This window comes from Telluria sp. ZT3P39 (assembly GCF_059685935.1).
On sequence record NZ_JCASIH010000023.1, the window covers coordinates 56,587 to 68,795 of the forward strand.

Below are 12,209 nucleotides of genomic sequence, written 5' to 3' on the forward strand. Positions count from 1 at the left end.
TTCTCAGGTAATCAAGGGGTCATGCGCCGGCAGCGGCGCCAACGCCGGCGCCGGCGCTCAGCAGCCAGCTCACCAGCAGCAAGAAGATCATCGACATCGCGAACAGGACCGACATGCGGCGCGTATCGCGCGCGTTCTCGAAGATCGGAGTCCGGGTGTAGGCCACGCCAGCGAAATAGGCGCCGAAGACGGTGGCCAGGTAGTGCACCGCGCCGAACATCTCGCCCAGCTCGCCCTTGCGCGGATGCTCGATCAGCAGGTGCGACAGCGCCACCAGCACCAGGTAGACGATCGAGGCCGACAGCGGCGGCAGGTACAGGCCGAGCGATTCGACCCAGCGCTGTATGCCCGGCTTGAAGCGCGCGGCCAGCGGCAGCAGCAGGTTATGGGTGATGCCGGCGATGAAGATCAGCTTGAGCAGCACGTTCTTGTGCAGGCTGCCGCTGCCCACCGCCAGGTTGTGCAGGTTGGTCTCGCCCTGGCGGTTGTTCGCCACGAAAAATTCGGACGACTGCACGTCGAGGATGCGCTGGAACCAGCTGATTTCTTCGAGCGCGGCGAGTGCGCACAGGGCGGACAGGCCGCCAAGGGCCAGCAGTTCGAGCGTCGAGCGCTTCGCTTGCCTGAGCCGCTCCATGAAGGCAAAGCCGAGCAGGCCGGCGATGACGCTAAAGCAGAGGAACTGCATCCATTCGACGATGCCGTCTTCGCCCAGCAGGCGCCATAGCGCTTTCGTGTCGCCGGACCAGAGGACGGCCAGCGCCAGCACGAACACGTTGATCGCGATCCCGGTGGCGATTGCCGGATGAGTAAGCCACTTCCTGTTTGCCACAAACTACTCCTTCATTGGTAAAAACGGTTCAGTGCCCGCCCTGCGCGGCGACGGCGGTTGCCGGGCGCCGGCCGGCGCCCGCGGAACTCAGGCCCCGCGGGGCGCCGATCCGGCGCAGGGTCTTGAGCGAGGCGGCGCCGACCGAGGCCATGGCCCAGATCCACAGCAGCGGATCGAGCAGGGCGTCCCACAGATTCCCGGTCGGCAGGCGCGCCAGCGAAAACAGCAGCACGGCGCCGAGGACGGCGCAGGCTTGCGCACGCCCGCGGCCGCGCACCACGGCCAGGGCGCAGGCGCCGGCCAGCAGCAGCGCGAGGGCCGGAGCGGCCTCGGGGCCGAAGCCGGCGTAGTAATAGCCGCGCGAGAGCAGGCCGGCGGCGTCGAGGTAGAGCAGGGTGCCGACCAGCGCCAGGATGCAGGCGCCAGGCAGCGGCATCAGGGCGGCGGCGGGGCGATCCGTCCAGCGCGCATGCAGCCTGACGACGCATAGCCCCACCAGCAGGCCGCTGGGGTACTGGAAGGCCAGTCCCAAATGCCAGGCGGGCGAGGCTTCCCCTGGCAGCGCCATCAGGATGCCGCATGCACCGACGATCGCCGCGAGCGCGCGGCGCGATGGACGCCAGGCCGGCGGCCAGGCGCCGGCAACCAGGCAGGCGAGCACCAGCGCCCAGGCCAGGCGGGCGTACACGAATTGCGATGCGAGTTCAGGCAGGACCATCAGATCGTCTCTCCAATACTGATCCGGTAGCGGTGATGGGCGATCGCCCGGCGCTGGTGGGTGTACGTCAGGTGCAGCTCGTTGCCGACCAGTTGCATGGTCGGATAGGAAAACTCGTCGCCGGCGCGGCCGCTGGCCACGTCGGCCACCTTGCGCCAGGCGTGGCCGTCTTTCGACAGCGACAGGCGCAATGTGCTGCGCGACGAGCCGCCGGCGACCTGGTCGTTGTGCAGCATCAGGAATTCGCCGTTGGCCAGGCGCAGGGTCGCCACCGAGGTGTCTTCGTTGTGCAGCTCGAGGGGCGGCATGTCCTGCCAGCTGGCGCCGCCGTCGCGGCTCAGGGCGTGCTGCACCCGGCGCTCGTCGCTGGCGTCGCGCATCCAGGCCCGTACTTCGCCGCCGGACACCGGCACGATGGTCGGCTGCAGCGTGGTGGTGCGCGCGCCGATGCGTCCCAGGCCGGTCGGCTCGCCCTCGGCATCGAAGGACATCAGCATCGGGTACTTGATCCCCAGCTCGAAATACACCGGCAGCCACCAGCCGCCATCGGCCAGGCCGACGGCCGAGCCGCGCACCAGCACGCTGGTATTGAACAGGGGCGACATCGGCAACACGCGCCGCACCTCGAACGAGGCGCCCTGGGTGGAGGAGACCATGTGGACCACGCGCGAGGCCGCCCATCCGCCCAGGCCGGTGGCGACCACATAGAGATGGATCCTGCCGTCGCGGCTGGTCCAGGCGACCGGATTGCCGACCCGGCGCACGCCGAAACCGAGCGCGTGGCCGAGCGTTTCCCGGCTGGCCACTTCCCACGGCGCGCTCCAGCTGCCGCCACCCCATTTCGAGGCATAGACCTTGACGTCCGGCCCGCTCTCGCGGCTGCCGGCCCACCAGAAGGTCACCATGCGGTCGCCCGGCAGCGTGGCCAGCGCGCTGGCATGGGCCGAGGGCGTATCGCGCGGCATCGGCACCAGCGAGCGGGACAGTTCGGAGAGGACGGCGCGGCCCGTCACGGTGGCCAGGGCCGGCGACGGCGCAGCAGCCGCGCGTGCACCGCGCGTCCAGCGCAGGCCTTCGGCGGCGGCCACGATCAATACAACAGCCATGCACGCGCATGCGGTGCGGCTGAGGGCTGCACCGTGCGATTGCAGGTAACGCTCCATAAGCTCCAAGGACGGAATCCGGACCTGGCCGGTTCCATCATTCTGTTTCTAATATAAAGACAGCAGGGCAGGCGGCGCCGGCAGGTGGAAAGGGCTTCCACTGGCTCTTCAGAAGGAGCTGGGCTGTCACCAAGCAAAGGCATTATCCTACAGGAAAGGCCCTGAAATTACACCAGAGTTGTGCAATGTCAAGGCGCCCGTACCATTTTCGGTTTATTGAACGGTCGTTTTACGGTACGGAAATGGGAGTGGCGCCGCAAGCTCAGGGCGCGCGGCGGGCGCAAAAAAAAAACGCCCCGGCCCGATAGGGGCGGGGCGTGGGCACAGCGCCGGCCAGCTTATTGAGCAGCGATGGCGCAGCCGGATGCCGGGGACCCGCCGCGGGGCACCGACACCAGCCAGCCGCGCAGGTTGCGCAGCAGCAGGCGGTCGCATTCTTCCTTGATCACTTCGGCGCGTTCGAACACCTGCTTGCCGCCTTCCGGATAGCGCACGGTGCGTTGGGCTCTGGCGTCGGCTGCGCGCGGGGAGCCGGCATCGTCCAGGGCGATATCGACCGAGGCGGCCAGCAGACGGATGCTTTCGGTCTTCAGCGCCTTCGCTTCGTCCTCGGCCCAGTAAGCCGCAAGGTCGTCGCGCAGCTGCACCGCCGAGACGACCCGCACCCGGTTGGCGTACACCGGCTTGCCCGATGGGGGCGTGAGGGTGACGTCGTTCTCCAGGATCAGGGCGGCGCGGTCCTGGGTCATCGAGAAGACGGGTTTGCTGGCCACGACCCAGTCCTCGGCCTTCTCGCTGCCCGCCAGCCAGCGCGGCTCGCCATGGCGCGAGAGGGGCGCGGCGCCCAGCAGCAGGTCGCGCTGGGTGAAGGTCGCGAGGCTGGACTCGAAGGGCGCGAGGACCTTGTCCGCAGCCTTTTCGATCTCGCTCTTTTCGTGGTCGCGCACCGAGCTGGCGATCACTGCGTGGGTCACGATGGCCGCAATCAGGCCGGCCGCACCGGGGGCAGGGTAGAGCATGGCCCCCGGCTTGCCCACATCGTCCATGCTGGCCACGCCCTTGAACACGACCTGCTCCGAAGGCGGCGTACGCACCGCCCATGGCGCGGCGCATGCACTGGCCTGCGCTGCCAGCATCAAGGCGGCGCAGGCAATGCTGGAGAGGACAGGCGGCGCCTTCATCGCGCGGCCCTTATTCGGCCAGCGGCTGCAGCACGGCGTCGCGCGTGCCTTCGACCGCCTGGAAATAGGCATTGGTCAGGCCGGGGAAGCTTGGGGCTTCGTCCCATTTGCCGGCAGCGCTTTTTACCTGGCGCAGCGGCAGATACCATTCCAGCGAATTGTCGCTCAGGTTGACCAGGTAGCCGGCGCCGTTCACGACGCCCTGCGGGTCGCCGGTCGGGATATAGCTCGCATAGCTGCGCGTCATGCCCAGTTCGTCGATGTCGATGACCAGCAGCTTGTCGATGCTGTATTTGCTGCGCAAGGAGGAAAAATCGATGCGCGACTTGTTCGGGGCGGCGTCGAGCTTCGGCAGGTCGCCCAGCTTGACCGGCTGGTCGATCACCGTCACGACCTGGCCCTTCTTGCGCAAGGTCTCGGCCACGTCGGCCTTCAGGCGCAGCAGGTCGTCGAGCGGCAGGGTCTGGGTATGCGCGGTGAGCGAGGAATTCGCGACCGAGGCCGCGGCCAGGCACAACAGGCAGGCTGCACCCGGGAAGTTGGTATCGGCCCTGGCCGGCGCCGACATCGCTACCCCGATGCGGTTGCCCTGGCTTTGCAGCGCGGTCTTCGACAGGCTGACCGGCAGTTGCGGCGGCGCCGCGCAGCCGGTCAGGAGCAGCAACGAGGCCATCGTTGCGGCGAACATGCGTTTGGTCATTCTGGTTCTCCCCGATTGGACGTGAATTTTGTTATGAAAAGCCTCGGGGATTGTAGGCAGCGCTTCAACCCTTGTCGAGATAATAATCCCGTTAATACACGATTATGCGTGGGACGTAAGGCTTGCCTGCCGCCGCGACGGAGCGCGGCTTCGGATTCAGGGCAAGCCGGCGCCGCGGGCCCGGTTGCCGCGGCCCAGCCGCAGCGCCGCGCCGATCATCAGGTGCACCAGGAAGGAGCAGCCGGCGATGACGGATGCGATCAGCACCGGCAGCACCGCGCCGAAGCAAAAGGTCAGGCCCAGGGCGAAACCGAGCACGTATTCCGAGCGATAGACGTGGCACACGAGGCCGGCCGCGAAGGCGCCGAAGAACAAAGCGCCCACGGACGGGTGGTGCCGGGCAAACGCCAGCGCGAGCGCCGCGCCCCACAGCAGGGCGACGGCGAAGCGGCCCTGCGCCAGCGTGCGGAAACGTTCGCGGCTGCCGGCCTGCACCAGCGTGGCGCCACGGCGCTGGATACGGCCCACCAGGAACCAGACCAGCAGCGGCACCACCAGCAGTCCCCACCAGTTGGAGATCGCCGGCATGTCCGGCTGGTTCAACAGGCGGTGCGACACGACCCCGCCGTGTGTATATTCCCAGCCCAGGTGAACCAGTTCGGCCGCCAGGGCGCAGGCGGCGAGGGCGAAGCGGGAATGCAGGTCGGTGCGGGAGAACATGGCGTGTTTCCTTCGCGGTTGGGGAACGGTGGACGCAATCCGGAACGATCGATAGTAGCAAGCTTGCCTGCTCGGCCACAATCCGCAAAGGGTAGAGTGTTGCGGCGGCGCCCGATTTCGGCGCGCCGGCTGCTGCGGTATACTGTCGCTTTCGTTGTTACCCCTGAAGGCCTCACCATGGCGCCACCGCTGGAGCTTCGCGCTTGCGCTCTGCACTTCCTGCTTGAACCCGACCCGGCTGCCAAGACGGCCGGCGTTGCGGCCATGGCGGCCGCCCACGTGGCCGGTCACTTCTCCGTGGACACTGAAGCGCCCCTCGCCGCGCCCGACGGCGTCCCCGGACGCCCGGCCCGGCCCGAACTGGTGCCGCCGCGCCTGGTCGGCCAGCGCTCGATGGCCACCATCGAAGGCCGCGCGATGCTGGTGCATGCATTGACCCATATCGAGTTCAACGCCGTCAACCTGGCGCTGGACGCCCTGTGGCGCTTCCCCGGCCTGCCGCAGGCGTACTACACCGACTGGCTGCGCGTGGCGAGCGAGGAAGCGATGCATTTCACCATGCTGTCGGCGCACCTGGCGACGCTGGGCTTCGCGTATGGCGACTTCGCCGCCCATGACAGCCTGTGGGAGATGGTCGAGAAAACCCGCGGCGACGTGCTGGCGCGCATGGCCCTGGTGCCGCGCACGCTGGAAGCGCGCGGGCTGGATGCCATCCCGCCGCTGCGCGCCAAGCTGGCCCACGCGGGCGATCGTGCCGCCGCCGCGATCCTCGACCTGCTGCTGCGCGACGAAGTCGGGCACGTCGAGATCGGCAACCGCTGGTATCTCTACCTGTGCGCCGGGCGCGGCCTTGAGCCGGTATCGACCTACGACGAGCTGACGGTGCGCTACAAGGCGCCGGTGCTCAAGGGTCCGTTCAACCTCGATGCGCGGCGCGAGGCGGGCTTCAGCGAAGCGGAACTGGCGCGCCTCGCCTAGATCCGGCACTGCGATGGACACCACCGACCAGGCGGGCGCCGCGCCGCTTCAGGGCTTCCTGCTGACCCGGCACTGGCAGGACCTCGATGCCGGCACCGCGGTCAGCTTCTGGCTGGCCACGCCCGAGGGCCCGCGCCAGGTCTGCCTGCCGCCGCAAACCTCGGTGGCCTTCATCCCGCTCGATCAGCGCGCTGCCGCAGAACAGGTGCTGCGCTCCGAGCGCGGATGGGAACTGCGCGAACTGTCGCTGTGCGATTTTCAACACCGGCCGGTCGCGGGCCTGTACTGCCGCCAGTACCGCCAGCTGCTGCGCCTGGAAAAGCGCCTGCGCGAATTCGGCATCGACGTCTACGAAGCCGACATCCGCCCGCCCGAGCGCTACCTGATGGAGCGCTTCATCACGGCGCCGGTACTGGTGCACGGCACCCCCGATCCACGCGACCCGCAGCGCATTCTCGACGCGCAGCTCAAACCCGACGGCGCCTACCGTCCGATGCTCCGCCTGGCCTCGCTCGACATCGAGACCAACCAGCACGGCGAGCTGTATTGCATCGGACTGGAAGGCTGCGGACAGCGCCAGGTCTACATGCTGGGCGAGCCCAATGCCGAGAACGCGCCCAGCGCCGCCCCGCGCGACTTCGCGCTGGACTACTGCGCCAGCCGCCTGGAGCTGCTCGAGCGCCTCGAAGAATGGGTGCAGCGCCACGACCCGGACGCGATCATCGGCTGGAACGTGATCCAGTTCGACTTCCGCATGCTGGTGAAGGCGGCCGAACGGCTGGGGCGCCCGCTGAGGCTGGGCCGCGGCGGCATGGAGATCGAGGCGCGCGAGCACTCGCGCCGCGAGCATTTCTTCTTCAGCATCCCGGGGCGCCTGGTGATCGACGGGATCGAGGCGCTGCGCTCGGCCACCTGGAGCTTCCCGTCCTTCAGCCTGGAATCGGTGTCGCAAACCCTGCTCGGCGAAGGCAAGGCGATCGACAATCCCTACAGCCGCATGGACGAGATCAACCGCATGTTCCTCGAGGACAAACCGGCGCTGGCGTACTACAACCTGAAGGACTGCGAGCTGGTTACCCGCATCTTCGAAAAGACCGACTTGATGCGCTTCCTGCTGGAGCGCGCCAGCGTGACGGGTCTGGCGGTGGACCGCAGCGGCGGCTCGGTCGCCGCCTTCGAGCACCGCTACATGCCGCTGATGCACCGCCAGGGTTTCGTGGCGCCGAACATCGGCGACGTGGCGGCCGGCGACAGCCCGGGCGGATTCGTGATGGATTCGGTCTCGGGCCTGTACGACTCGGTGGTGGTGCTGGACTACAAAAGCCTGTACCCGTCGATCATCCGCAGCTTCCTGATCGACCCGGTGGGCCTGGTGTCCGGCCTGATGGAGAGCGAAGACGCCACCGTGCCCGGTTTTCGCGGCGGGCGCTTCTCGCGCACGCGCCACTGCCTGCCCGGGATCGTGGGCGAGGTCTGGGAAGGGCGCGAAGCGGCCAAGCGCGCGCGCAACGGCCCGCTGTCGCAATCGCTGAAGATCATCATGAACGCCTTCTACGGCGTGCTGGGCACCACCGGCTGCCGCTTCTTCGATCCGCGCCTGGCTTCCTCGATCACGATGCGCGGGCACGAGATCATGCACCGCACCCGCGCCCTGATCGAAGAACAGGGCTACCAGGTGATCTACGGCGACACCGATTCCACCTTCGTCCGGCTGGGCGGCGCGCACGGGCAGGAAGAAGCAGAGCGCATCGGTCGCGCGCTGGTGGAGCGGGTCAACGGCTGGTGGCGCGCGCACCTGGCCCAGGAATACGGGGTCGACAGCGCGCTCGAACTCGAATTCGACACCCACTACCGGCGCTTCCTGATGCCGACCGTGCGCGGCTCGGACGAAGGCAGCAAGAAGCGCTATGCCGGCCTGGTGACCAATCCCGATGGCAGTGAAGAGATGGTGTACCGCGGCCTGGAGAGCGTGCGCTCGGACTGGTCGCCGCTGGCCCAGGAATTCCAGCAGCAGCTCTATCTGCGCATCTTCAAGCGCGAACCTTACGAGGCCTGGATGGCGGACTATGTCGCGCGTACCCTGCGCGGCGAGCTCGATGCGCTGCTGGTCTACCGCAAGCGCCTGCGCCGCCCGCTCGCCGACTACGAGCGCAACGTGCCGCCGCACGTGCGCGCGGCGCGCATGGCCGACGACTTCCATACCGGGCAGGGACGCCCGCCGCAATACCGCAATGGCGGCTGGATCCGCTACGTGATGACCACCGCGGGGCCGGAGCCGATCGAGCTGAGGCGGGCGCCGATCGACTACGAACACTATTTGACGAAACAGCTCGAGCCGATCGCGGACGCGATCCTGCCGTTTTTGGGCGACAGTTTTGCGCGGCTGACCAGCCCGCAAGGCGCATTGTTCTAAAGGGGAGGGTGGAACGGAAAAGCTGCGCGCCGCCGGCCGGGCCGGGGCGCGCAGTAAGACGGCTTACTCTTCCTGGAAGGCTTCTTCGCGCTTCTTGCGCAGCGACGGCAGCATCACGATGATCAGCGCAATGGCGGCCATGGCCAGCATGACGGCGCTGATCGGGCGCGTGACGAAGACCATCGGGTCGCTCTGCGACAGCAGCAGGGCGCGGCGCAGGTATTCTTCCATCATCGGGCCGATGATGTAGCCGAGCAGCATCGGCGCCGGTTCCGCGCCGAGTTTCGCGCAGATATAGCCGAACAAACCGAACAGCGCCATCAGGTAGACGTCGAACTCGTTGTTGTTCAGGCTGAACACGCCGATGGCGCAGAACATCAGGATCGCCGGGAACAGGTTGTGGTAGGGCACCATGATCATCTTGACCCACAGGCCGATCATCGGCAGGTTCAGCACGACCAGGAACAGGTTACCGAACCACATCGACACGATCAGGCCCCAGAACAACGCCGGCTGCTCGGTCATCACGGCCGGGCCAGGCTGTATGCCCTGGATGATCATGGCGCCGATCATCAGCGCCATCACCGGGTTCGACGGGATGCCCAGGGTCAGCATCGGGATGAACGAGGTCTGGGCGCCGGCGTTGTTGGCCGCTTCCGGGGCCGCCACGCCTTCGATGGCGCCCTTGCCGAAGTTGGCCGAGTTCTTCGAGACCTTCTTCTCGATCGAGTACGAGGCGAACGAGGCCAGCATGGCGCCGCCGCCCGGCAGGATGCCGAGTGCCGAGCCGAGGGCCGTGCCGCGCAGGACCGGTGCGATGATGCGCTTGAAGTCGTCCTTGGTCAGCATCAGGCCCTTGACCTTCTTCATGATCAGGCTGCGGTCTTCGTCGTGCTCGAGGTTGCGGATGATCTCGCCGATGCCGAACATGCCCATCGCGACGATCACGAAGTTGATGCCGTCGGCCAGTTCAGGCAGGTCGAAGGTGTAGCGCTGGGCGCCCGAGTTGACGTCGGTGCCGATCAGGCCGAGCAGCAGGCCGAGCAGCACCATGCCAATCGCGTTGAGCAGCGAGCCGCTGGCCAGCACCACCGAGGCCACCAGGCCGAGCACCATCAGCGAGAAGTATTCGGCCGGGCCGAACTTCAGGGCGAGGTCGGCCAGCGGCGGTGCGAACAGCGCCAGCAGGATGGTGGCGACGGTGCCGGCGAAGAACGAGGACAGCGCCGCGGTGGCGAGCGCCTTGCCGGCATTGCCCTGGCGCGCCATCTGGTAGCCGTCGAGGGCGGTCACGACCGAGGACGATTCGCCCGGCAGGTTGACCAGGATGGCCGTGGTCGAGCCGCCATACTGCGCGCCGTAGTAGATACCGGAGAGCATGATCAGGGCCGAGATCGGCGGCAGGCCGAAGGTGGCCGGCAGCAGCATCGCGATGGTGGCGATCGGGCCCAGGCCCGGCAGCACGCCGACGGCGGTGCCCACGAACACCCCGACCAGGCAGTAGAACAGGTTGGTGAGGGTGAAGGCCGTTTCGAGGCCAAGTCCGAGGTTGGCAAAGATTTCCATGCTTACGCTCCCGAGAGCCAGGGGCCGAGGATCGGCATCGGCAAGCCGAGTACCTTAACGAACAGCACCACGGCGAATATGGTCAGGCCGACTGCGAGCATCAGCGTGGTCTTGAGACGGAACTTGGGGCTGGCCCAGGCGCTCAGCATGACCAGCACGAAGGCGGCGACGGCCAGGCCCGCGGTGCGCATCAGGGCGCCGAACAGCAGCACGGCGGCAAGGATGATGACGATGTTCTTGACGTGGAACTTGCCGATGGATTCGCCATGGCCGATGAAGGAGCGCACCAGGTTGGCGACCCCGACGATGGCAAGCAGCGTGCCCAGCACGGAAGGGAAATAGGCCGGGCCCATGCGGCCGGCGGTGCCCATGTCGTGCTCCCAGCCGAAGTACACGGCGGCGAGACCGAAGAACAGGAAGATGATGCCGATCCAGAAATTCTGTGGATGGCGGACGATGGAAGTCACTGCGAACCCCTTTGTTGCTTATTGTTTATACGGGAGTGCCGCGCAGGCTATGTGCGCTGCGCGGCAATGCTGCGTCGCGATCGGCCGCTGCTTAGTCGGCGTACTGGCCGGCCTTGGTGATGATCGGGCCCCAGCGGTCGATCTCGGCCTTCAGGTGCGCCTTGAGCGCTTCCGGACGCGCGCGGCTCTCGGCCACGGGTTCGGTGCCGAGGTCGGCGAAGCGCTGCTTGACGGTCGGATCCTTGAGGGCGGCGCGCAGGGCGCTCGCCAGGGTGTCGATGACCGGCTTCGGCGTGCCCTTCGGCGCGTACATGCCATGCCACACGGCCACTTCGAAGCCCGGCAAGCCGGCTTCGTTCATGGTCGGGACGTCCGGCATCGAGGCCAGGCGGGTCTTGGTGGTGACGCCGTAGACCTTGATCTTGCCGCCCTTGATCTGGCTGGTGGTGTTGGTGGTCTGGTCGCACATGATGTCCACCTGGCCGCCCAGCAGGTCGTTCATGGCCGGGCCGGTGCCTTTATAGGGCACGGTGGTCAGGTCGACGCCGATGGCGGTCTGGAACAGCATGCCGCACAGGTGCGAGGCCGAACCCAGGCCCGCGTTGGCATAGGTGACCTTGGTCTTGTTGGCTTTCACATAGGCCAGCAGTTCCTTGAAGTCCTTGGCCGGGAAGTCCTTGCGGGCGACCAGGGTCATCGGGACGTCGGTGATCAGGCCGATCGGCTCGAAGCTGTCCATCGCGTTATAGCTCAGCTTGCGGTACAGGCCCGGGGCGGTGGACTGGCCGATGTGGTGCAGGAACAGCGTGTAGCCGTCCGGCGTTGCCTTGGCCACGCGCGCCGCGCCGATCGTGCCGCCGGCGCCGCCGACGTTCTCGATGATGATTTGCTGTTTGAGCGTATTGCCCATCGACTGGGCGACCAGGCGCGCCACGGTGTCGGTCGGTCCGCCGGCGGCGAACGGCACGATCATCGTGATGGTCTTGGTCGGGTAGTTCTGGGCATGGGCCATTGCGCTGCCGAGCAGGGCAATGGCTGCGACGGTGCGCAAGAATGTGGTTTTCATCGGTGTCTTCCTCTAACCTCGGTTATCAGTATGGGCGGCGCTGGGTACGTCACTGTCCCAGGTGCCGGCCATGGCAATCCGGCCGGCTTTATCTGGGTGCGTGCATACGCAGGAGTTGTTGTACCAGCAAATAGTTAGATTTGCAACTAAGTGGAAATGCGTATGGCATACGGCCAACGATACGGTGTAGCGCACTAAAACTGAGCCACATCATGCAGTGTCGATGACCTGGATCAGAGGCGTTTTCCTTGTTGGAAAGGCGATGTGTACCTGGCTCAGCGCAAAAATCGGGGTCAGATACCGTCTTGAATTGCAAGCCCTTTCGACAGGTAATTTGCGTCGAATGGCTTGCCGGTGCGAATCACCCCGTAAATCAGATGAGTCAATTTGTGCATGACAGCGCAA

The 12,209-nt window shown here is 66.7% G+C and carries 11 protein-coding genes; 2 read left to right on the top strand and 9 right to left on the bottom strand.

Going from position 1 to position 12,209, the window contains the following annotated elements; genetic code table 11:
* Window positions 1-19: 19 nt before the first annotated feature.
* The 6 genes from AC56LR_RS17900 to AC56LR_RS17925 all read right to left on the bottom strand — a co-directional run bounded on the left by AC56LR_RS17900 (window position 20) and on the right by AC56LR_RS17925 (window position 5,314).
* Window positions 20-832 carry a hypothetical protein gene (locus AC56LR_RS17900; protein WP_497132267.1) on the bottom strand — a complete coding sequence of 271 codons (813 nt, stop codon included), beginning with the start codon at window positions 830-832 and terminating at the stop codon, window positions 20-22.
* Between the two features lie 28 nt (window positions 833-860).
* Window positions 861-1,550 carry a hypothetical protein gene (locus AC56LR_RS17905; RefSeq protein WP_497132269.1) on the bottom strand — a complete coding sequence of 230 codons (690 nt, stop codon included), beginning with the start codon at window positions 1,548-1,550 and terminating at the stop codon, window positions 861-863.
* Window positions 1,550-2,656 carry an exo-alpha-sialidase gene (locus tag AC56LR_RS17910; RefSeq protein WP_497132270.1) on the bottom strand — a complete coding sequence of 369 codons (1,107 nt, stop codon included), beginning with the start codon at window positions 2,654-2,656 and terminating at the stop codon, window positions 1,550-1,552. Before AC56LR_RS17910 ends, AC56LR_RS17905 begins: the two co-directional genes overlap by 1 nt.
* A gap of 395 nt (window positions 2,657-3,051) precedes the next feature.
* Window positions 3,052-3,894: a hypothetical protein gene (locus tag AC56LR_RS17915; RefSeq protein WP_497132271.1), complete on the bottom strand. Its 843-nt coding sequence runs from the start codon at window positions 3,892-3,894 to the stop codon at window positions 3,052-3,054.
* A 10-nt stretch (window positions 3,895-3,904) separates the two neighbouring features.
* The gene (locus AC56LR_RS17920; RefSeq protein ID WP_497132273.1) at window positions 3,905-4,594 is read right to left on the bottom strand and encodes a hypothetical protein; all 690 of its coding nucleotides are present in this window, start codon (window positions 4,592-4,594) and stop codon (window positions 3,905-3,907) included.
* Window positions 4,595-4,750: 156 nt separating this feature from the next.
* Window positions 4,751-5,314: a hypothetical protein gene (locus AC56LR_RS17925; RefSeq protein WP_497132275.1), complete on the bottom strand. Its 564-nt coding sequence runs from the start codon at window positions 5,312-5,314 to the stop codon at window positions 4,751-4,753.
* A 177-nt stretch (window positions 5,315-5,491) separates the two neighbouring features.
* Between AC56LR_RS17925 and AC56LR_RS17930 the strand changes: the two genes are divergently transcribed.
* Both AC56LR_RS17930 and AC56LR_RS17935 read left to right on the top strand, forming a co-directional pair.
* Window positions 5,492-6,292, top strand: coding sequence for a ferritin-like domain-containing protein (locus tag AC56LR_RS17930; protein ID WP_497132277.1), 801 nt, complete (start codon window positions 5,492-5,494; stop codon window positions 6,290-6,292).
* Window positions 6,293-6,305: 13 nt separating this feature from the next.
* Window positions 6,306-8,705, top strand: a complete 2,400-nt coding sequence (locus AC56LR_RS17935; protein WP_497132278.1) for a DNA polymerase II — start codon at window positions 6,306-6,308, stop codon at window positions 8,703-8,705.
* A gap of 63 nt (window positions 8,706-8,768) precedes the next feature.
* On the opposite strand, the gene AC56LR_RS17940 is transcribed toward AC56LR_RS17935, so the two are convergent.
* From AC56LR_RS17940 to AC56LR_RS17950, 3 genes are all read right to left on the bottom strand, one after another.
* On the bottom strand, window positions 8,769-10,271 hold the full coding sequence (locus tag AC56LR_RS17940) for a tripartite tricarboxylate transporter permease (RefSeq protein WP_497132280.1): 1,503 nt from the start codon (window positions 10,269-10,271) through the stop codon (window positions 8,769-8,771).
* Window positions 10,272-10,273: 2 nt separating this feature from the next.
* A complete protein-coding gene (locus tag AC56LR_RS17945) occupies window positions 10,274-10,738 on the bottom strand; it encodes a tripartite tricarboxylate transporter TctB family protein (protein ID WP_497132282.1) in 465 nt (154 codons plus the stop codon).
* Between the two features lie 91 nt (window positions 10,739-10,829).
* Window positions 10,830-11,804, bottom strand: coding sequence for a tripartite tricarboxylate transporter substrate binding protein BugD (locus AC56LR_RS17950; RefSeq protein WP_497132284.1), 975 nt, complete (start codon window positions 11,802-11,804; stop codon window positions 10,830-10,832).
* Window positions 11,805-12,209 lie beyond the last annotated feature (405 nt).